We start from the raw sequence: 20,642 nt of genomic DNA, 5'->3' as shown, positions 1-20,642 counted from the left end.
CGATGATCAGCTTCCGACATAAGCCGCCAGGTGCTCGCCGGTGAGAGTCGATCGGGCCTGCACCAGCTCGGCCGGGGCGCCCTCGAATACCACCTGTCCCCCGTCGTGACCTGCGCCGGGACCGAGGTCGATGATCCAGTCCGCGTGCGCCATCACCGCCTGATGGTGCTCGATGACGATGACCGACTTCCCCGAGTCGACCAGCCGGTCGAGCAGCCCGAGGAGGTTCTCCACGTCGGCGAGGTGCAGTCCGGTCGTCGGCTCGTCGAGCACGTACACATCGCCCTTGCCCGCCATCTGGGTGGCCAGCTTGATGCGTTGTCGTTCGCCACCGGACAACGCCGTGAGAGGCTGCCCCAGCTTGATGTAGCCCAAGCCGACGTCGACTAGGCGCTCGAGGATCTTGTGCGCCGCCGGCAGTGGCGCCGGGCCGTCGCCGAAGAACGCCTCGGCCTCGGCGGCCGACATGCCGAGGACCTCGCTGATGTTGCTACCGCCCAGCCGGTACTCCAGCACCGAGGCCTGAAAACGCCTGCCCTCGCACTCCTCGCACGGGGTGGCGACACCTGCCATCATCGCCAGATCGGAGTAGATGACGCCGTTGCCGTTGCAGGTCGGGCAGGCCCCCTCCGAATTCGCGCTGAAGAGAGCCGGTTTGACGCCGTTCTCCTTGGCGAACGCCTTGCGGATGGGTTCGAGCAGCCCGGTGTAGGTCGCCGGGTTGCTGCGTCGGGACCCCTTGATCGGGGTCTGGTCGACCGCGATCACGCCGTCGAGTCCGGTCACCGACCCGCGGATCAGCGAACTCTTGCCCGAGCCCGCCACACCGGTCAGGACCACCAGGACGCCCAGTGGGATGTCGACGTCGACGTCACGCAGGTTGTGGGAGTCGGCGCCGCGCACCTCGAGCACCGACGACGCCGTACGCAGCGCCGGTTTCAGGGTCGCGCGGTCGTCGAGGTGCACTCCGGTCAGCGTGCCGCTGGCCCGGAGGCCCTCGACGCTGCCCTCGAACATGACCTGGCCGCCATCGGATCCGGCACGCGGCCCCAGGTCGACGACGTGGTCGGCGATGGCGATCGCCTCCGGCTTGTGTTCGACGACGAGAACGGTGTTGCCCTTGTCGCGCAGGCGCAGGAGCAGGTCGTTCATGCGCGCGATGTCGTGCGGGTGCAAGCCGATCGTGGGTTCGTCGAATACGTAGGTGACGTCGGTCAGCGATGATCCGAGGTGTCGGATCATCTTGGTGCGCTGCGCTTCTCCTCCCGACAACGTGCCCGATGGTCGGTCCAGGGACAGATAGCCGAGACCGATCTCGACGAACGAGTCCAGGGTGCGCTGAAGGGTCGTCAGCAACGGCGTCACCGACGGATCGTCGAGTCCGCGCACCCAGTCGGCGAGCTCGTTGATCTGCATGGCACACGCCTCGGCGATGTTGATGCCCGTGATCTTCGACGAACGCGCGCCTTCGGTGAGACGCGTCCCGTCGCACTCGGGGCAGATCTGAAACGTGGTCGCGCGTTCGACGAACGCCCGGATGTGCGGTTGGAGCGCCTCGACGTCCTTCGACAGCATCGACTTCTGGATCTTGGGGATCAGCCCTTCGTAGGTCAGATTGATGCCGTCGACCTTGATCTTGGTGGGCTCCTTGTAGAGAAGGTCGTCGAGCTGCCGCTTGGTGAACGTGTTGATCGGCTTGTCCGGGTCGAAGAAGCCGCAACCACTGAAGATCCGTCCGTACCACCCGTCCATCGTGTAGCCCGGGATGGTCAACGCACCATCGTTGAGAGACTTCTCCGCGTCGTAGAGCTGGGTGAGGTCGATGTCGCTGACCGACCCGCGCCCCTCACAGCGTGGACACATGCCACCGGTGATGGTGAAGGTCTTGCGTACCTTGACGTCGCGGCCGCCCTTCGAGACCGTCGCGGCACCTGCGCCACTCGCGGACCCGACGTTGAACGAGAATGCTTGTGCCGAACCGATGTAGGGCCTGCCGACTCGGCTGAACAGGATCCGCAACATCGCGTTGGCGTCGGTGGCGGTGCCGACGGTCGAGCGCGGGTCGCCGCCCATCCGCTGCTGGTCGACGATGATCGCTGTGGTGATGCCGTCCATGAAGTCGACCTCAGGCCGCGCGAGCGTCGGCATGAAACCCTGGAGGAACGCGCTGTAGGTCTCGTTGATCATCCGCTGCGACTCGGCGGCGATCGTGCTGAAGACCAGCGAACTCTTGCCTGATCCGGACACCCCGGTGAACACGGTGAGACGCCGCTTGGGGATCTCGACGCTGATGTCCTTGAGGTTGTTCACCCGGGCACCGTGCACGCGGATCAGGTCGTGGGTGTCGGCGACGTGGGGATCGGGCGTGGTCTTCGCCGTTCGCGTGGCCATGGTCTGAGGTTCTCCGTCTCGTCGGTACAGATCGTGTGATGCGGTGGTCGGTTCAGCGCAGTTCTTGGATCCGGATGAGGTTGCCCGCCGGGTCGCGGACGGCGCAGTCGCGGACGCCGTAGGGCTGTTCGGTCGGTTCCTGGACGATCTCGGCGCGGGCGACGACGACTCGCTCGAACGTCGAGTCGAGGTCGGGGGTGGCGAGCAACACCCGGCCGAAGGTGCCCTTCGCCATCATCTCACCGATGACCCGGGCCTCCTCCTCGGTGATGCCGGGGTCCGCGGTCGGCGGCTGCAGCACGATGTTGGTGTCGGGCTGATCGACGGGACCGATGGTGATCCACCGCATCTCGTTGTGGCCGACGTCGTTGCGGACCTCGAACCCGAGGACGTCCCGATAGAAGGCCAGGGACGCCTCGGCGTCGGTGTGTGGCAGGAAGCTGGAATGGATGCTGATGGTCATGGCGATCACGCTAGGCGCGGCTCGGCCACCCGCGCTTCTCGATTCCTGACCGGTCTGGTGGCCTGCTTCGCGACGCAGGCGGGTATCCCCGAGGTGGTCGTCGACGCCGCTGCCGCCTGACGCCGGAAGACGCTGGGCGGCACACCGACCAGTTCACGGAACCGGGTGCTGAAGGTGCCCAGGGACGAACACCCCACCGCAAAACAGATCTCGGTGACCGAGAGGTCGCCACGGCGCAACAACGACATCGCGCGCTCGATGCGACGCGTCATCAGGTACGAGTACGGCGACTCTCCGTAGGCCCGTCGGAACTCTCGACTGAGGTGGCCGGCCGACATGTGCGCCCCGCGCGCCAGGGCCTCGACGTCCAACGGCTGCGCGTACTCCCGGTCGATGCGGTCACGCACCCGACGCAGCACCGCGAGATCGCGGAGCCGTTGCTCGTCGGTCGAGGTGCCGGTCATCAGCGAGATCGTGTCACGCGACACCGTCACGCGCCTGCGATTCGGACATCGCATGTGGTCTGTACACCGCTCACGGTGTGACGTGCTGTGCCACGATCGACGCCATGACCGACAACGACGGCATCGACGAACACATCGCCCCGAGCGGAACCGGGTGTCTGGACTGCGAGACCGACGGCAGCTGGTGGTTTCATCTCCGGCGGTGCGCGCTCTGCGGCCACATCGGTTGCTGCGACGACTCACTCAACGGTCACGCCACCGCGCATGCGACGAGCACGGGGCATCCGATCGTGCAGAGCTTCGAACCCGGGGAGAGTTGGTTCTTCGACTACCGGACCGACGACATGTTCACCGGTCCGGTGCTCGCCCCACCGCACGAACACCCGGACGCGCAGGCGACGCCGGGACCGGGTGATCGCGTACCGGGCAACTGGCAGCAGATCCTCCTCGACCACCGATCCCGGTAGGGCGACGGTCGCGTCGGCTGCGCGTCGACGCCACCGACAGTCGATAATGACCCGATGGGCGTCATCAACAGTCGGTTCCGGGGCAAACGCCGTGACGGACCGACCCTCCCTCCGGGGCAGTACCTCACCGCCGATTTCCCGGTGCTCGCCACCGGCGCCACCCCGCGGGTGGTCACCGACCGGTGGTCGTTCTCCATCACCACACCCGACGGACAGGGACACCGGTGGACATGGCCGGAGTTCATGGCGCTGCCCCAGCAGAAGATCGTGGTGGACATCCACTGCGTCACCCGGTGGTCGAAGCTCGGTACGGCGTGGACGGGTGTCTCGATCGACACCCTGCTCGACGCGGCGGGCGCGGATGTCGGGTCCGTCAGCCACGTGATGGCGCACGCGTACGGGGGCTACACCACGAACGTCCCGCTGGCCGACCTCGTCGACGGCAAGGCGATGATCGCCCACACCTTCGACGGTAAGCCGTTGCATCCCGAACACGGTGGTCCCGCACGACTTCTCGTGCCGCACCTGTATTTCTGGAAGAGCGCCAAGTGGGTCAACGAGCTGCACCTGCTGACCCAGGACGAGCCCGGGTTCTGGGAAGCGAACGGGTATCACATGTACGGCGACCCCTGGCAGGAGCAGCGCTATGCGTGAGGTGTCCGGTCGGTGACAACGTGGCAGGTGGCCACGGTGACCGGCGCGACGATGGAGACGCCGACCGCACGCTCCATCTGGTTGTCGGTCCCGGGCTTCCCGGGGGCGTCGGCGGGTCAGCACATCGACATCAGACTGACCGCGCCCGACGGCTATTCGGCGTCGCGGTCGTACTCGCTGTCCGACGTCCGTGAGGGCGACACCGTCGCGGTCAGTGTCGAGGAACTCGACGACGGTGAGGTGTCGCCGTTCCTGGTGCGCGACCTCGAGATCGGCGAACAGGTCGAGATCGCCGGGCCGATCGGCGGACATTTCGTGTGGTCTCCTACATCGCCCGGTACCGCACGGCCGATCCAGTTGGTGGCGGGCGGTTCCGGGATCGCCCCGTTGATGGCGATGGTGCGGCTACGGGAGACCGCGGCACCCGACGCGACGTTCCGACTGCTGTACTCGGCCCGGTCGCCCGAACACGTCTACTACCGCGACGAGTTCGCCGCCCTGGCCGCACACCGACGCCTACCGGTCGACTGGTTCTACACCCGGTCGGCTCCACCGGACTCGACACGTCCGCCTGGTCGGATCACGCACGAGGAGTTCCTGGCCTCGGTGATCCCGGTGGAGAATCACCCCCTGATCTACCTGTGCGGCGCAAACGAATTCGTCGAGATGCTCGGCGAATGGCTCGTCGACGCCGGCTACCCGACCACCTCGATCAGGATCGAGCGCTACCTCGCCGCGTGACTCACACCTCCGCGGCCAGGGCCCGTCCGGCCTGCCGTCCGCTGAACAGGCACCCGCCGAGGAACGTCCCCTCCAGCGATCGGTAGCCGTGCACCCCGCCGCCACCGAAACCGGCGATCTCGCCGGCGGCCCACAGGCCGGGTACTGCGGACATCTCGGCGTTCTGCACGCGGCCCGCGAGGTCGGTCTGCAGTCCACCGAGCGTCTTGCGGGTGACGATGTTGAGGCGGACCGCGATCAGCGGCCCGGCCTTGGGGTCGAGGATCTTGTGCGGCGTCGCGGTGCGCGCGATCCGCTCCCCACGCGACCGACGCGAGTTGTGGATCGCGGAGATCTGCAGGTCCTTGGTGAACGGGTTGTCGATCTCGCGGTCCCTGGCCACGATCTGACGCCGGAGGTCGTCGTGGACGATGAGGTCGGTCCCGGCGACCCGGTTCATGCCGTCGACGAGCTCGGTCAGCGTGTCGGCGACGACGAAATCCTCTCCGTGTTCCTTGAACGCCTCGACGGGCCCGCTGGCACCAGGCAACACCCGGCTGAGAACCAACTTGAGGTCCTTACCGGTGATGTCGGGGTTCTGCTCCGACCCGGACAACGCGAACTCCTTCTCCACGATCTTCTGCGTGAGGACGAACCACGAATAGTCGAATCCGGTGTCCTGGATGGCTTTCAACGTTCCCAGCGTGTCGAAACCGGGGAAGTTCGGCACCGGGAACCGTCTCCCTCGGGCGTCGAACCACATCGACGACGGCCCCGGGATGATGCGGATGCCGTGGTTCGCCCAGATCGGGTCCCAGTTCTTGATGCCCTCGGTGTAGTGCCACATGCGGTCGCGATTGACGAGCCGTGCGCCGGCGGTGGCGCTGATCCCGAGCATGCGGCCGTCGACGTGTTCGGGCACCCCGGAGATCATCGATACCGGCGGGGTGCCGAGGCGTTCGGGCCAGTTGGCGCGCACCAGTTCGTGATTCGCACCGATACCGCCTGCGGTCACGAGCACGGCCGACGCCGACAGGTCGAACTCGCCGGTGACCACCCGGGAGCTCCCGCTCCCGCGGACGGCGCCACTGGGCTCGAGCACCGCGCCGCGGACACCGGTCACGGCGCCGTCGGACACGACGAGCTCGTCCACGCGGTGACGGAAGGCGACGGTCACGAGCCCCCGATCGGCGGCCTCGCGGACCCGTCGTTCGAACGGGGCGACCACACCGGGCCCGGTCCCCCACGTGAGATGGAAACGCGGAACCGAGTTGCCGTGCCCCTCGGCCAGATATCCACCGCGCTCGGCCCAACCGACGATCGGGACCCATCGCACGCCCTGGGCGTGCAACCACGAGCGTTTCTCGCCGGCCGCGAAGTGCACGTAGGCCTCGGCCCACCGGTGGCCCCAGTAGTCCTCGCCCGACGGGTCGTCGATGCCGCGGTCGAAGGTCGCGCTGCCCAGCCAGTCCTGCCAGGCGAGTTCGGGTGAGTCCTTGATGCCCATGCGCCGCTGCTCGGGGGTGTCGATCATGAACAGCCCGCCGAGGGACCAGAACGCCTGACCGCCCAGGTTCGCGGCCGGCTCCTGATCGAGGAGAAGTACGCGTTTCCCGGCGTCGGCCAGCTCCGCGGTGGCGACCAACCCCGCCAGTCCGGCACCGACCACGATCACATCTGCATCCACGTTCTCTCCTTCTCCGCGACGTCGACCTCTCGTGTGAGAGTGTCGTGGATGACAAGTCGGCGCAATGATCAGCGCCGAATGCGCCATCCGGTTTGTCACCGGATGACAAACCGGAACGGATACGTCGATGAGCAGCGGGCGCGAACGCACCGTCACCCGACTACACGACGAACTGCCCGCCATCGTCACCCGGTCGGTCGAGGCAATCCGTGCGGCGGTTCCCGCCTACCGCGATCTGCGAGGCCCACAGCTCGACGAGGTCGAACACATCGCGGCCCGGTCCCTGCGCCGGTTGCTCGACCTGTGGATCGACGACAGCGACATCGAGCGGGACCGACTCGCGTTCCGGGCGATCGGCACCGCTCGCGCCGCCGACGGTCGTCCGCTGACCGACATCCTCCGTGCCTACCGCGTCGCGTCCGACGTGTTCGTGCGGCACGTCGTCGATCACCATCTCGACGACCTCGAACCGGCCGACGTCGCCGATCTCAGTCTGATGGTGCTGCGCACCCTCGACGCGGTCTCCGAGGCGATCATCGACGCGTACACCGCGTACCGCGATCGTCTGACCTCCGACCGCGGGCAGGCACAGGCCGCGTTCCTCGACGACCTGGTGGCCGGTCGGCAGAACTCGTCCGGCGCGATCGCCGACCGCAGTCGGCAATTGGAACTCGCCCTCGCCGGGCGTCCGCGGCTGCTGATCGTCGACCCCACCGATCCCACGCGTCCGGTGTCCGAACATGACCTCGACACGATCCTGCGAGCCCTCGGGGCGACACCACACACCGACCGGTCCGACCGCACCCCACGAACCCACCTGCGCACCCGGCGCGGCACCCGGGGGATCGTGCTGCTGCCGACGACGGTCGATCGGGTCGCACTCGACACCGTCTGTGCGGCACTGGATCTACACGGATGCCTGATGTCGGGACGACCCATCGCCGACGTCGCCGCCGCCTATCGGCTGGCCTGCGACGGACTCGACACCGCTCCCGGGCACGCCTTCGCCGATCGAACGCTCCTCGACGACGGAGACTGCCAGCTGCTCGTCCTGTTGACGGCGCGTGCGACCGCCGACACCGACGCGGTCGTCTCCTCCGTGCTCGGCCCGCTGCGCGATCCGTCGAACACCCACCTGCTCGACGGTCTGCGTGCGTTCATCTCGACCGGTACGGCCACGGCGGCCGCCGCGGAGCTGCACGTGCACCCGCAGACGCTGCGGTACCGACTACGTCGCGCCCAGGAGCTGACCGGCCGCGATCCGCGACACGCGTGGCATCGCCTCGCCCTGGACACGGCCATCCAGCTGCAGCAGCTGGCCGGTCCGATCAGGACCCGGTGACCAGGCGTTCCAGGTCGGCGATGCGGGTGCGGAGCTCCTCGGTCTCGGCGGAGTGCGCCCGGTTGAGGGCGCGCACGTAGTCGCGGTCGTACTGCGGGACCAGGCTGCGCGAACAGTTCCAGTCGAACGCCTCGATCGTGATCACGATGCTGCGCTCGGCGCGCGCCGCGATCCGGGTGTCGCCGACGGTCACGAGCCGCGCCAGCAGATCGGGGTCGTCCGCGGCGTCGACGACGGTGGCGCGACCGAACAGCTTGAGACGGATCTTGCGGGGGTAGTCGGCCACGAACATCGCGACCCGGCCGTTGTCGTCGATGTTGCCCACCGACACGAACTGGGCGTTGCCGTGGAAGTCGGCGAAGCCGATCGTGTTGTCACCCAGATGGTGCAGGAACCCGCGTGGGCCGCTGCGGTACTGGATGTAGGGGTGCCCACCGGCCGTGACCGTCGCGAGGTGGAACTGGAACACGCTGCCCAGCAGCGCGATCTCCCGTTCGTCGAGATGGTCCGGGCCGTCGTCGTCGCGTTCGGTGGTGGCCCCGTACACCGAATAGCTGCCATCGGCCTGCTGACGTTCGAGCGCGCTGCGCCCGAACATCAGGCGTGCATAGCGATTCGACATCACCACCCGCTTTCCCGTCGATCACCCGCGAACCGACACCTCGCGGAGCACCTGCTCACCGAAAGGTACCCGGTCGACTCCGCCGCGGTGATAGACACATACGTCGGGGTGTTCCCAGCTGCGAGAGGCGGATGACATGGCGATCCAGTCGTGGTCACACATCGGGATCTGCTGTTCCGATCTCGACCGCTCGACGGCGTTCTACGTGAACGTGCTCGGCTTCCGCGAGCTGTTCACCATGGATCTCGGCCCCGAGTTCGCCGCGACGATGGAGATCGACGGCCAGTTCACCTCACGGATGCTCGCGCGTCCCGACATGCGGCTGGAACTGGTGCGGTGGACCGAACCCGCGGGGACCGGGGATCGCGAACGGCGACCGATGAATCAGTTCGGGTTCACGCACCTCGCCTTCCGCGTGGAGGCGATCGACGACCTGTGGGAACTCGCGGAGCAGCACGGCGGAACCGCTCAGCGACACACCGTCTCGAGGATGGAGGGCGCCGGCGGCACGGTCACCGGCGCGGTCTACCTCACCGACCCCGACGGCGTGCGCATCGAGTGCATGGCCGGCGTACCGGACCTGTCCGCCCTCTGACCACACCGCACTCAGCGCCGGCTCGGGCCGACGACCGACGCCACGATCTCGCGGGTCGCGGTCCTGCCCTCGGGGGTCGGCAGAACCGGGTAGACGTGAATGGCGCCCGCGCACTGCGTCAGTCGCGCCCGTCCCCCGCCGTCGAGGATGTCGCGCGTCAGAGCCAGTACATCGGGGAGGAACAGATCCCGGGTGCCGCACCAGATGTCGACCGGCGGTAGCCCCCTCGTCGAACCGCGGATGGGACTGACCCGCGGGTCGTCGAGCGGTAGGTCGCCGGCCCACACGCGTGCCGCCTCCCGCAGCCCGACGGAGCTGAGCCACGGGTCTCGTCTCTCGACCGCGACCACCTCCGGGTTCGACAGCGTCGCGTCGAGCCACGGCGACACGAGCACGACATGTCCCGGCAGGGGCAGACCGAGATCCGGTGATTGCTGTACGAAACCCAGCGCGAGCCCGGCGCCCGCCGAATCGCCCATCACGGTGATCTGGACGGGGTCGGTGTCGGCGAGCAACCGCCGGTACACCGATGCGATGAGGTCGTATGCCTGCACCGCGGTGTGGTGCGGCGCGAGTCCGTAGATCGGGACGTCGACGCGGATCCCGGCATCGACGAGCCTGCTGATGAAGCCGTAGTGCTGGGGTGCGATCTCGGCGATGTAGGCGCCGCCGTGCAGGTACAGCACCGACCTCGTCCATCGGCCGTCCTTCGGGACGACGCGGTGCACGTCGAAGCCCGATTCCCGATACTGCGTGACGGTGTGCCGGCTGCGGATCGCCGCCGTCGGCTCGGCCGAGCCCTTCGGCGCGTGGATGCGTCGCTGCGCGCGGGCGGGTGTCGACATCTGTCGTTTGCGGGTCAGCCGCATGACACCTGCGACCAACCGCATCTGGATGCTCATCTCCTCAACCGGCCAGCGATCGGCTGATGACGAGTCGCTGGATCTGATTGGTCCCCTCGAAGATCTGGGTGACCTTGGCATCGCGCATGTAGCGCTCCACCCGGAAGTCCCTGGTGTACCCGTAGCCACCGAAGACCTGAACGGCGTCGGTGGTCACCTTCATCGCGGCATCGGTCGCGATCAGTTTCGCGACGGACGCGTTCCGCGAGTAGGGCAGGCCGGCGTCCCGCCTGCGGGCGGCGTCGAGGTAGGTCGCGCGTGCGGAGTCGACGGCCGCGGCCATGTCCGCGAGCACGAATCCCAGCCCCTGGTGGTCGATGATCTTGCGGCCGAACGTGGAGCGTTCCTGCGCGTAGGCGACGGCGTCGTCGAGAGCGGCCTGCGCGATCCCGACGGCGACCGCGGCGATCCCGAGACGCCCCGAGTCCAGTGCCGAGAACGCGATCTGCAGCCCCTGTCCCTCGGCGCCGATGAGCCGATCGGCGTCGACGTGCGCGCCGTCGTAGTGCGCGGAGGTGGTGGGGATCGCGTGCAGGCCCATCTTCTCCTCGGGCTTGCCGAACGTCAGGTTCGGTGTGTCCTTGTCGACGAGGAAGCAGGAGATGCCCTTGGACCCCTCGCCGGTGCGCGCGAAGAGGTTGTAGAAGTCGGCGACGCCGCCGTGGGTGATCCAGGCCTTGGCGCCGTCGACGACGTAGTGGTCCCCTTCGGCGACGGCCCGACACGTCAGCGCAGCGGCGTCGGAGCCCGCCTGCGGTTCGGACAGGCTGTAGGCGCCGATGGTGGCGCCGCCGAGCATGTCGGGCAGCCACCGCGACTTCTGCTCGTCAGTGCCGAAGGCACTCACCGGGTAGCAGGCGAGCCCGTGCACGCTCGCCGCGACCGCGACGGCGGCCCACGATGCGGCGAGCTCCTCGAGCACCTGGAGGTACACCTCGTAGGGCTGGCCACCGCCGCCCCACTCCTCGGGATACGGCAGGCTCAGCAGCCCCGCCTCGCCGAGGGTCGCGAACACGCCGTCGGGGTACTGCTCCCGCTTCTCGTGGTCGTCGACGATCGGGTCGAGCGTCTTGGCGGCGATGTCACGGGTCAGCTGGATCAGCTCGCGAGCCTCGTCGGTGGGCAACAATCGGTCAACGGCCACAACCAGCTCCTCGGTGTTCGGCGCCCGGCCCGGCGACCGACGCACGGTCGATGTAACCACGCAGTCCACCCGGTTCCGACCGGCCGCCCCATTACGATCGTCAATGGAGCCGTAGACACGTGCAGACATCGCGAATGCGGCCCGCCCGCCCGCGGAGAGGACTCACCGATGAGCTCGCATGAACCGATGGAACCGCTGTCCCCCAGCTACCTGGCATCCGACCTGTTCGGCTACCAGGCCGCGCTGACCGACGAGGAGAACGAGATCATCCTCCGGGTGCGACGCTTCCTCGCCGAGGAGGTCGCGCCGCGGGCGAACGAGTTCTGGGAGAAGGGCGAGTCGCCGCGGCATCTGCTGCCGCGTCTGGCCGAGCTCGACATCGTCGGACTCGGGTACGAGTTCGACGGACGCAAACCGCACCGCAAGGTGCTCACCGGCTGGCTCGGTCTGGAGTTCGCGCGGGTCGACCCGTCCACCGGGACGATGTTCGGTGTGCACAGTGGCCTCGCGATGAGCAGCATCTCGATCCTCGGTTCGGCCGAGCAGCGCGATCGCTGGCTCCCGGCGATGCGCCGCATGGAACTCGTCGGGGCGTTCGGACTCTCCGAACCCGACGGCGGTTCCGACGTCGCCGGCGGACTGTCGACCACCGCCCGTCGTGACGGCGACGACTGGATCCTCAACGGCAGCAAGCGGTGGATCGGCAACGCCACCTTCGCCGACCTCGTGATCGTCTACGCCAAGGACGAAGAAGACGGCGAGGTCAAGGGTTTCGTCGTGGAGAAGGACTTCGAGGGGTTCCGGGCGGAGAAGATCGAACACAAGTACTCGCTGCGTGCCGTCGAGAACGCCGACCTCTACTTCGAGGACTGCCGTGTGCCCGGCGCCAACAAGCTGGAGAACGCGAACTCGTTCGCCGACACCGGCAAGGTCCTGCGGCTCACCCGCGGCGGGGTGGCGTGGAGCGCCGTCGGCGTGATGATCGGCGCCTACGAGAAGGCGGTGGCCTACGCGCAGGAGCGTGAGCAGTTCGGCAAGCCCATCGCGTCGTTCCAGCTGATCTCCGACCTCATCGCCCGCATGGCCGGCAACGTCACCGCGTGTCTGGGTCTGGCGATGCAGGTCTCACAGCTGCAGGATCAGGGCATCTACCGCGACGAGCACGCAGCGCTGTGCAAGACCTACTGCACGACACGGCTGCGCGAGGTCGTCGGTTGGGCCCGAGAGATCCTGGGCGGCAACGGGATCCTGCTCGATTACGACGTCATCCGGTACTTCGTCGACGCCGAGGCGCTCTACTCCTACGAGGGCACCTCGCAGATGAACAACCTGATCGTGGGGCGCGGCGTCACCGGGTTCAGCGCCTTCGTCTGACCCGCAGCACGTCGTCGGCCGACCCGCGCTCGCGCAGGTCGGTCGCGGTCGCGGTCACATCAGGGGCGGGACGATCGCCTCGATGAGGTGCGGTCCGTCCTCGGCGAAGGCGTTCCTCAGTTCGGTGGCGAGGTCCTCGGCGGTGGTGACCCGCACGGCCGGGACACCGAACCCGGTGGAGATGGCGACGAAGTCCATGTCGGGGTGCGACAGGTCGAGCAGCGAGTTGGCCTTCTCGCCGCCGCTCTGCGCGCCGACGCGTTGCAGTTCCATCCGCAGGATGGCGTAGGCGCTGTTGTTGAGCAGGATGGTGGTCACGTTCAGGTTCTCCCGCGCCATCGTCCACAGCGCCGAGATCGTGTACAGCGCACTGCCGTCGGATTGCAGTGCCAGCACCGGACGGTCCGGTGCCGCGATCGCGGCACCGACCGCGACAGGCAGTCCCTGGCCGATGGCGCCGCCGGTCAACGTGAGCACCTGGTGTCGGGGCGCACCGGCGGTCGCCGTGGGCAACATCAGACCCGACGTGTTCGCCTCGTCGGAGATGATGGTGTTCTCCGGCAGCACGGCACCGACCACCTGGACCCAGTTCGCCAACGTCAGATCACCGGTCGGTGTCTCGACCTCGACGCGGTCCTGCAGGGTGGCGGTCTGCTCGGCGGCGACCCGATCGGCCAGCGCGGTGACCGCGCCGATGACGTCGTCGCGGATGTCGACCAGGGTGTGCACCTGCGCGCCGTCGGGCACGAGGTCGCTCGCCTTGTCGGGATAGGCGAAGAACGACACCGGTGAGCGTGTCCCGATGAGGACGAGGTGTTCGGTCCCGTCGAGTTGGGCCTGGGCCTGCTCGGCGAGGTAACCGAGCCGCTCGAAGCTCGGGATCCCGGCACCCCGGTCGAGTGCGGCGGGGAACGTCTCGACGAGAACGGTTGCGCCGGTGGCGTTCGCGATCCGGCTGACGGCGAGCAGGCCGTCGGCACGGGTGGCCTCGGCGCCGATCAGGATCACCGTCATCGCACCTGAGGTCAGTACGTCGGCAACCGCGGCGATCACCTGCTCGTCGGGGACTGCGCGCGCCACCGCGGGAACGGCGGTACCGACCGTTCCCCCTGCGGTCCAGGAGATGTCGGCGGGGAGGATGACGGTGGCGATCTGCCCGGCCCCGTCGGTGGACGCGGCCACCGCATCGGCGACGTCCTGCCCCACGGTGTCGGTCGACGTCGCGGTCCGCGTCCAGCCCTGCAGCCATGACCCGAGGGTGGCGATGTCGGATTCCAGCGGCGCGTCGTAGCGGTGGTGGTGTGTGGCGTGGTCGCCGACGATGTTGACGATCGGGGTGTGGGCGCGGCGGGCGTTGTGCAGGTTCGCCAGGCCGTTGGCCATCCCGGGTCCGAGATGCAGCAACGTGGCTGCCGGTCGGCCGGTGACCCGGGCGTACCCGTCGGCGGCGCCGGTGACGACCCCCTCGAACAGGCAGAGCACCGCGCGCATCTGCGGGACGGAGTCCAGCGCGGCGACGAAATGCATCTCCGAGGTACCGGGATTGCCGAAGCACACCTGCACGCCGGAATCGACGAGCGAGCTGATCACCGCGTTGGCGCCGTTGGTCATCCTGGTTCCCCTTCGCCGAACAGAACGCCGGGATTGAGTATCCCGGCCGGGTCGAATCCTCGTTTGATCTCGCGCATCACCGCGACCACTTCCGGGTCGGTCAGTTCGGCGAAATGTGCCGACTTCGCGCGCCCCACACCGTGTTCGCCGGAGATGGCGCCGCCCATGCCCATCCCGAGAGCGAAGATGTCGTGCAGCAGTGTTCGGCGGGCCTCGGCGTCGGGACAGAAGATCGCGAGGTGGACGTTGCCGTCGCCGGCGTGACCGCAGCCGATGGCCACTCCGCCTGCGGCCGTCGCCAGTTCCCGTGATCGTGTGAGGAAGACGGGCATCGCGGTGCGGGGCACCACCATGTCGATGATGTCGTCGGCGCCTGCGGCCTTGGCGGTCCAGAACGCCTTCTCGCGCGCGGTGATCAACGCGCGGGCCGATCCGCCGTCGAGTACGAACGAATCGAGCGCACCACGCTCTGCGACCAGCGATCCCAGCAACTCGATGTCCCCGTCGAGACGGTCGCGGTCGCGGTTCTCGAGCGAGACGACCAGATAGGCCTGCGCGGAGTCGCGGAGTGCATCGGGGATCCCGAGTGCCAGATCCTGTGAGTGGGTGATCGACGCCATCGTCATCGCGTCGATGTATTCGAGGACGACCGGTGCGCAGCCGGTGGCGATGACGGACGGGACGATCTCCACGACCTCGTCGACCGTGGCGAACGGAGCGAGGATGGTGGCCGAATACGCCAGTCGCGGATGCAGTTTCACCGTGACCTCGGTGGCGAGCGCGAGGGTTCCCTCCGAGCCGATGATGAGCTGGGTCAGGTCGTAGCCGGTCGAGACCTTGGCGATGGCGCCGCCGGTCCGGATCAGCGCGCCGGTCGCGAGGGCGGCCTGCAGGCCGAGGACGTTGTGGCGGGTGACGCCGTACTTCACCGCCCGCATGCCGCCGGCGTTGGTGCCCACCGTGCCGCCGATGCTGGCGCTGAGCTCACCGGGATAGACCGAGTACATGAGTCCGACGCGCCCGGCGGCCTCGTCGAGGGCGGCGAGCCCGACACCGGGCTGGACCACGGCGACCTGGTTGTCGACGTCGATCTCGAGGATCTCGGCCATGTTCTCGAACGAGATGACCATGCCGTCGGCGAGTGGCCGCGCCGCGCCGGACAGTCCGGTACCGGAACCACGTGCGGTGACCGGGACGGCGTGCTCGCCCGCGTAGCGCAACAACGCCGCGACCTGCTCGGCCGTCGAGGGCCGCACGACGACCATCGGTGTCACCGGTTCGAGGTGCAGGGCCTCGTCGTGGCCGTAGTCCGGTCCGACGTCGTCGGCGTGGAGCACGTCGCGCGCCCCGACGATCTCGGCGAGTTCCGCCGAGATCGTCCGGACGCGCGCGCTGGTGGTCATGCTCAGCTGTTGGGGCCGGAGATCTCCAGAGCGATGTTGTCGGGATCGCGGAACTCGAGGATGGCGATGCCGGCATCGCCGAGATCCTTGACGCCCTCGTGGGCGATGCCGAGCCCGTCCAGGGTCGCGGCCGCATCGTGCAGGTCCGACAGGCCTGCCACCGAGAAGCTCAGGTGGTCGAGTCCGGACCGGTCCTCGGTGAACGAGTCGTCTCCCGGGGCGACCGGGCGCAGTCCGAGCAGTCCGCCACCGAACTGGTAGATGACGCCGCCGAACAAGAAAGCAAGCGCTTCCTTCGTGGCCTCGTCGGCGTCGGCCGGCGGTGCCTCGAACGCGACATCGAAACCGAACACGTCGTCGTAGAACTTGCGGGACGTGGCGATGTCCCGGACGGTCAACCGAACATGGTGGTAGTCGGTCGCTTTAATCGTCACTTCGATGACTCCTCTTCCGCGACCGGGTGGTCGCATAAACATGTGTGCATCTGCCCTGACCGACCCTACGCGGACGGCGGATGCCAGAAGTGACGCTCGGGTGAACGCCGATGCAGGCACACTGGAGTCATGAGGTCTCTGGTCGCCACCACTGCGGTGGCTCTGTCGGTCGTGTTGGTGGCGGGTTGTGGCACGGATTCGGATTCGGGTGACGCCCCCGCATCGTCCTCGTCGTCCACCCCGGTCGCGGCCGAACCCGCGGTGGCCCCGGCGCCGACGGTGACGCCGGCGGGCACGGTGATCGAGGTCGGCAACGAACCCGAGGGCGTGGTCATCGGCACGTCCGGCATCGCCGCGGTCGGGGTGCGTAGGCCCGACGCCATCACCCTGGTCAACGTGCGTACCGGAACGGTGATCCGCAGCATCCCGACCAGTGGCGCACCACGGCATCTCGAGCTCGCCGGACCCGATGGCCCGGTTATCCTCCCGCTCGAGACCTCGAACACCATCACCGAGCTGTCGTTCGACGGGACCTTCGGACCGATCGCAACCGGCGTGGGCGATCTGCCGCACGATGCGGTGCGCACCTCGGACGGGACGCTCGTCGGCACCAACGAGCACGGCGGTGGCGCGTTGTTCATCCGCGACGGCAAGCTCGTCAAGTCGCTGCCCGCCGGTCCGCCGCAGCCGGGTGGTGTCGCCGCAGTGGGTCGCTACGCGGCGATGGCCGACGTCCAGGGCAACGGGGTCTTCATCTACGACGGCACCACGATGACCGAGGTCGCGAGCAAACGCATCGGGACCCGGCTGACCCACGCCCACGCACTCGGCGACGGACTGGTGGCGTTCGCCGACACCGACGGTGGCGCGGTGCTCGTCGAGCGGATCACCCCGCAGGTCGTCGATGTCTCCCGCATCGAGGCGCCCGGCAAGCCCTACGGGCTGAGCTACGACGCACGGACCAAGACGCTACTGGTCACGCTGGGGTCGTCGAACAAGCTCCGGCTGGTCGACATGACCGACCCCGCCAAGCCGCGCATCAAGGGCGACGTCCCCACGGTGCAGCAGGCGAACTCGGTGGCGATGGACCCGGTGACCGGCATCGTCGCCGTCACCGGTAGCGCTCCCGGCGAGGCCAGTTCACTGCAGATCATCCCTGCGGATCAGTTGCCGCGCTAGACAACTCGCTCGACAGAACAAAGAATGCCCCCGACCGGCAGGTCGGGGGCATCCGTCTCGTGAGAGGAGTTCAGATCAGCCGATCGAGAACGGCTTGCCGTAGAACGTGACCTGCTTGTCGACGTTCGACGTGCGCACACGCACGATCGCGACCGAGCGGGCCTGGGCGTAACCGGCGCAGCCGGTCAGCTGCAGCTGCGAACCCGTGTAGCTGAGCTTGAGCTTGGAGCCCTCGTAGTCGACGTTGTTCGTGTACTGCTGGCTGCCGAAGTCGTCGGCCTTCTCCACCGAGTTGATGAAGTACTGGGTTGCCTGGCCGGGCCCGAGGACCAGCGACTGGTTGGCACCGCCGCCGGTGGCGGTGCTCGTCCCGGCGAGGTTCTCGGTGGTGGTCCCGGTGCCACCGGAGGTGGTGGACGAGATGTTGACCTGGCAGCCGACGATGTAACCGGCCTGGATACGAATCTTGGCCTTCTTGCTGGAGGTCACCTGGTAGCGCGCGGACACCTGTGCGGCGCGGTGCAGCGGGGTCCCGCCGAGCGACGGTGCGATGGTCGCGGTCTCACCCGTGCGGGTGATCGACACCTTGGTGCCGTCCTGCAGGGTGGTGTTCTGCGCCTGGTTGGGCAGCTTCACGAAGACGTCGGCGTTGGCCGAGCCCTGCGCAAGAAGTGCTGCAGCGGCGACCAGCGCGGCGCCGGTCCCGGCAAGCCCCGCGGCACGGCGGGTTGCTTTGTACGAGTTGTTCATCGAATCCCTTGTCTGGTGATGTGGTTCGTGGGTGTGAGGGGATCAGCCGATGGAAAACGGCTTGCCGTACAGGGTGACCTTCTGCTGGCTCTCGCCGGTGGTCTCGACCACCGTGAACGCGCGGGCCTGGGCGTACCCACCACATCCCTGGATCTGCAGCTGGGCGCGATCGTAGGAGATGTAGTACGTCCCCTTCTTCTCGATGTTCTTCGAGTTGACGATGACGAAGGAGACCGCACCCGGTGTGAGGGGCAGCGAGAACGACCCGTTGACCGTCGCGGTGGGCAACGCGGCGCCGATGTTGTTGACCGTCGCGCCTCCGCCCAGTGTCAGGTTCCCGACTGCGACCTGGCAGCCCACGATGTACCCGGTCGACAGGGTGGCGGCGGCGCCGTTCGTCTCGGTCGAGTTCGTGCCGAGGGTGCCGGAGGTCGAGTTGCTCTCGCTCTGCGCACCGCGGTTCGGGCCGGCCTTCTTGGACTTGAGGTTCGGCGCGGACAGCTTGATGTCCGCGGACACCCATGCGGTCCGACCCGCGCCGTTGGCCGCCAGCGACGGCGAGAGCTGGGCGCGCTCGTTGGAGCGGGTGAGGGCGATGCCGTCGTCACCGCGGATCGCTCCGTTGGGGAGCTTGACGAAGGTGTCGGCGTTGGCCGCACCCGGGGCGACCAGACCGACTGCGGCAGCGCCGACCATGGTCATCGCTCCGAGCGATGCCGCCCGCCGCAACGCGGTGGAGTTCTTGCTCATTGTTCCTCTTTCGGACAATCGGGACCCGGAGCGCGCTCACGGATCACATTCACGTCAATGGGTGTCGATCGAGCTGAATGGTAGAGAGCTGACTCTCTCGATCGGCAGAAGCCTGATGCAGCGAAAAGAACACGCGGTGAACGGATCCCCGCGTTTCGGTGACAACGACTCCCCCGTGGTGTGAACGCGGGCCGATTCCGATCACAGAACCGGTCAAATCGTAATGCGAAGCGCACCAAACGATTTCGACACACCGATTGTCCATCTGTCGTTCATGTGGACGGGCTGTTTTCGGCGGATACGCGAGATCGCGGCTGCCGCTGTCAGTCCCGGCAACCGGTTCGGATCAGTCGGACTATATGTCGACGCGACCGCCGCGCGAGGCCGCCATGTCGTACGCGGTCTCGGCGTGCTCGGCGTCGTCGATGCCGTCGGCCTCGTCCTGCGGATGGGCACGGACGCCGATGGTCACCTTGAGCACCAGCGCGATGACCGCGGTCACCGCCATCGCGTATCCGCCGACGGCCAGGACGGCCACCACCTGCCGCCAGAGCTGATCGAGACCGCCGCCGTAGAAGAGTCCGTCGACACCCGCAGGCGACGCACTGCTCGCGACGAGGCCGATCATGAGCGTGCCGACGACACCGCCGACGAGGTGCACACCGACGACGTCGAGCGAGTCGTCGTATCCGAGCCTGTATTTCAGCTCGATGGCCAGCGAGCTGACGGCACCGGCGACGATGCCGATGGCCAGCGCGCCGATCGGGGTCACCGAGGCGCAGGCGGGGGTGATCGCGACCAGTCCTGCGACCACGCCCGAGGCTGCGCCGAACGAGGTCGGCTTGCCCTGGCGGATGCGTTCGACGAGCAACCAGCTCATCATCGACACCGCACCGGCACCCAGCGTGTTGGCCAGAGCGAGAGCGGCGGTGCCGTCGGCCGCGAGAGCCGACCCGGCGTTGAAGCCGAACCACCCCAGCCACAGCAGTCCGGCGCCGAGCATGACCGCGGGCAGGTTGTGCGGCCGCATCGGGTCGCGCGGCCACCCACGCCGGGTCCCGACGACCAGTGCGAGAACGAGAGCGGATGCGCCCGAATTGATCTCGACCGCGGTTCCGCCTGCGAAGTCGATCGCCCGCAGGTGGTTGACGATCCAGCCGCCCTTGTCGGCGGCGAGCCCGTCGACCGCGAACACCCAGTGCGCCACCGGGAAGTACACCAACGTCGCCCACAGCGCGGCGAAGAGCAACCACGCGGTGAACTTCATCCGGTCGGCGACCGCACCGGCGATCAACGCCACCGTCACCATCGCGAAGCCGGCCTGGAACATCACGAAGACCATCGCCGGGATGGTGCCGACCAGCGGGATGGCGGCCGACGCCGGTTCACCCGGCGCGTAGTCGCCACCGAAGAGATGCTTCAGCCCGGCGAACTGGGTGGGGTCACCGATCACTCCCCCGATGTCGTCGCCGAACGCCAGCGAGTACCCGAACACCAGCCACAGGACCCACACGACACCGATGGCCGCGAAGCACATCATCATCATGTTCAGGACGCTCTTCGCGCGCACCATGCCTCCGTAGAAGAAGGCGAGCGCGGGCGTCATGACGAGGACGAGAGCCGCACTTGCCATCACCCAGGCGGTGTTCGCCGCGTCGGGCGCACCGATGATCGGGTAGGTCACCACAGC

20 protein-coding genes are annotated in these 20,642 nt (G+C 67.9%); 7 read left to right on the top strand and 13 right to left on the bottom strand.

Features of this window, described 5'->3' with window-relative positions; genetic code table 11:
* Window positions 1-6: 6 nt before the first annotated feature.
* Genes LX13_RS19235 through LX13_RS19225 form a run of 3 tightly spaced genes read right to left on the bottom strand, consistent with a single transcriptional unit; the run spans window position 7 to window position 3,318 of the window.
* Window positions 7-2,391 carry an ATP-binding cassette domain-containing protein gene (locus LX13_RS19235; RefSeq protein WP_253662946.1) on the bottom strand — a complete coding sequence of 795 codons (2,385 nt, stop codon included), beginning with the start codon at window positions 2,389-2,391 and terminating at the stop codon, window positions 7-9.
* A gap of 52 nt (window positions 2,392-2,443) precedes the next feature.
* On the bottom strand, window positions 2,444-2,854 hold the full coding sequence (locus tag LX13_RS19230; protein ID WP_253662945.1) for a VOC family protein: 411 nt from the start codon (window positions 2,852-2,854) through the stop codon (window positions 2,444-2,446).
* A gap of 5 nt (window positions 2,855-2,859) precedes the next feature.
* On the bottom strand, window positions 2,860-3,318 hold the full coding sequence (locus LX13_RS19225) for a helix-turn-helix transcriptional regulator (protein ID WP_253662944.1): 459 nt from the start codon (window positions 3,316-3,318) through the stop codon (window positions 2,860-2,862).
* Between the two features lie 104 nt (window positions 3,319-3,422).
* Between LX13_RS19225 and LX13_RS19220 the strand changes: the two genes are divergently transcribed.
* From LX13_RS19220 to LX13_RS19210, 3 genes are read left to right on the top strand one after another with little or no spacing between them, the layout of a single operon-like run.
* The gene (locus LX13_RS19220; RefSeq protein WP_253662943.1) at window positions 3,423-3,785 is read left to right on the top strand and encodes a UBP-type zinc finger domain-containing protein; all 363 of its coding nucleotides are present in this window, start codon (window positions 3,423-3,425) and stop codon (window positions 3,783-3,785) included.
* 54 nt (window positions 3,786-3,839) lie between these two features.
* Window positions 3,840-4,439: a sulfite oxidase-like oxidoreductase gene (locus LX13_RS19215; protein ID WP_253662942.1), complete on the top strand. Its 600-nt coding sequence runs from the start codon at window positions 3,840-3,842 to the stop codon at window positions 4,437-4,439.
* Window positions 4,440-4,451: 12 nt separating this feature from the next.
* Entirely contained in the window at window positions 4,452-5,180 is a 729-nt protein-coding gene (locus tag LX13_RS19210; RefSeq protein ID WP_253662941.1) for an FAD-binding oxidoreductase, read from the top strand.
* 1 nt (window position 5,181) lies between these two features.
* On the opposite strand, the gene LX13_RS19205 is transcribed toward LX13_RS19210, so the two are convergent.
* A complete protein-coding gene (locus tag LX13_RS19205) occupies window positions 5,182-6,846 on the bottom strand; it encodes an FAD-binding dehydrogenase (RefSeq protein WP_253662940.1) in 1,665 nt (554 codons plus the stop codon).
* Window positions 6,847-6,973: 127 nt separating this feature from the next.
* On the opposite strand from LX13_RS19205, the gene LX13_RS19200 reads away from it, so the two are divergent.
* Window positions 6,974-8,188, top strand: coding sequence for a PucR family transcriptional regulator (locus LX13_RS19200; protein WP_253662939.1), 1,215 nt, complete (start codon window positions 6,974-6,976; stop codon window positions 8,186-8,188).
* Here LX13_RS19200 and LX13_RS19195 read toward each other — a convergent pair.
* On the bottom strand, window positions 8,175-8,810 hold the full coding sequence (locus LX13_RS19195) for a pyridoxamine 5'-phosphate oxidase family protein (RefSeq protein WP_253662938.1): 636 nt from the start codon (window positions 8,808-8,810) through the stop codon (window positions 8,175-8,177). The genes LX13_RS19200 and LX13_RS19195 overlap by 14 nt on opposite strands.
* A gap of 136 nt (window positions 8,811-8,946) precedes the next feature.
* Between LX13_RS19195 and LX13_RS19190 the strand changes: the two genes are divergently transcribed.
* Window positions 8,947-9,405, top strand: a complete 459-nt coding sequence (locus LX13_RS19190; RefSeq protein WP_253662937.1) for a VOC family protein — start codon at window positions 8,947-8,949, stop codon at window positions 9,403-9,405.
* A gap of 11 nt (window positions 9,406-9,416) precedes the next feature.
* Here LX13_RS19190 and LX13_RS19185 read toward each other — a convergent pair whose 3' ends face one another.
* Window positions 9,417-10,307 (bottom strand): alpha/beta hydrolase fold domain-containing protein, encoded by an 891-nt coding sequence (locus tag LX13_RS19185; RefSeq protein WP_253662936.1) that lies wholly within the window; start codon window positions 10,305-10,307, stop codon window positions 9,417-9,419.
* 4 nt (window positions 10,308-10,311) lie between these two features.
* Window positions 10,312-11,451 (bottom strand): acyl-CoA dehydrogenase family protein, encoded by a 1,140-nt coding sequence (locus tag LX13_RS19180; protein ID WP_253662935.1) that lies wholly within the window; start codon window positions 11,449-11,451, stop codon window positions 10,312-10,314.
* A gap of 168 nt (window positions 11,452-11,619) precedes the next feature.
* Here LX13_RS19180 and LX13_RS19175 point away from each other — a divergent pair, with 168 nt between their 5' ends.
* A complete protein-coding gene (locus LX13_RS19175) occupies window positions 11,620-12,825 on the top strand; it encodes an acyl-CoA dehydrogenase family protein (protein ID WP_253662934.1) in 1,206 nt (401 codons plus the stop codon).
* Between the two features lie 54 nt (window positions 12,826-12,879).
* Here the strand turns inward: LX13_RS19175 and LX13_RS19170 are convergent, their stop codons facing one another.
* Genes LX13_RS19170 through LX13_RS19160 form a run of 3 tightly spaced genes read right to left on the bottom strand, consistent with a single transcriptional unit; the run spans window position 12,880 to window position 16,273 of the window.
* The gene (locus LX13_RS19170) at window positions 12,880-14,436 is read right to left on the bottom strand and encodes an acetolactate synthase large subunit (RefSeq protein WP_253662933.1); all 1,557 of its coding nucleotides are present in this window, start codon (window positions 14,434-14,436) and stop codon (window positions 12,880-12,882) included.
* The gene (locus tag LX13_RS19165) at window positions 14,433-15,839 is read right to left on the bottom strand and encodes an FAD-binding oxidoreductase (RefSeq protein ID WP_253662932.1); all 1,407 of its coding nucleotides are present in this window, start codon (window positions 15,837-15,839) and stop codon (window positions 14,433-14,435) included. Before LX13_RS19165 ends, LX13_RS19170 begins: the two co-directional genes overlap by 4 nt.
* A 2-nt stretch (window positions 15,840-15,841) precedes the next feature.
* Window positions 15,842-16,273, bottom strand: coding sequence for a VOC family protein (locus tag LX13_RS19160; RefSeq protein ID WP_253662931.1), 432 nt, complete (start codon window positions 16,271-16,273; stop codon window positions 15,842-15,844).
* A gap of 129 nt (window positions 16,274-16,402) precedes the next feature.
* Here LX13_RS19160 and LX13_RS19155 point away from each other — a divergent pair, with 129 nt between their 5' ends.
* A complete protein-coding gene (locus LX13_RS19155) occupies window positions 16,403-17,452 on the top strand; it encodes a YncE family protein (protein ID WP_253662930.1) in 1,050 nt (349 codons plus the stop codon).
* A 75-nt stretch (window positions 17,453-17,527) separates the two neighbouring features.
* Here the strand turns inward: LX13_RS19155 and LX13_RS19150 are convergent, their stop codons facing one another.
* From LX13_RS19150 to LX13_RS19140, 3 genes are all read right to left on the bottom strand, one after another.
* Window positions 17,528-18,202, bottom strand: a complete 675-nt coding sequence (locus LX13_RS19150; RefSeq protein WP_253662929.1) for an MspA family porin — start codon at window positions 18,200-18,202, stop codon at window positions 17,528-17,530.
* 42 nt (window positions 18,203-18,244) lie between these two features.
* Window positions 18,245-18,952, bottom strand: coding sequence for an MspA family porin (locus LX13_RS19145; protein WP_253662928.1), 708 nt, complete (start codon window positions 18,950-18,952; stop codon window positions 18,245-18,247).
* Between the two features lie 355 nt (window positions 18,953-19,307).
* Window positions 19,308-20,636, bottom strand: a complete 1,329-nt coding sequence (locus tag LX13_RS19140) for an ammonium transporter (RefSeq protein ID WP_372499963.1) — start codon at window positions 20,634-20,636, stop codon at window positions 19,308-19,310.
* Between the last annotated feature and the right edge of the window lie 6 nt (window positions 20,637-20,642).

The sequence above is a fragment of the Williamsia maris genome (genome assembly GCF_024171815.1).
Classification (GTDB): Bacteria; Actinomycetota; Actinomycetes; order Mycobacteriales; family Mycobacteriaceae; genus Williamsia_A; species Williamsia_A maris.
This window is presented reverse-complemented; position numbering and strand designations above follow the sequence as displayed.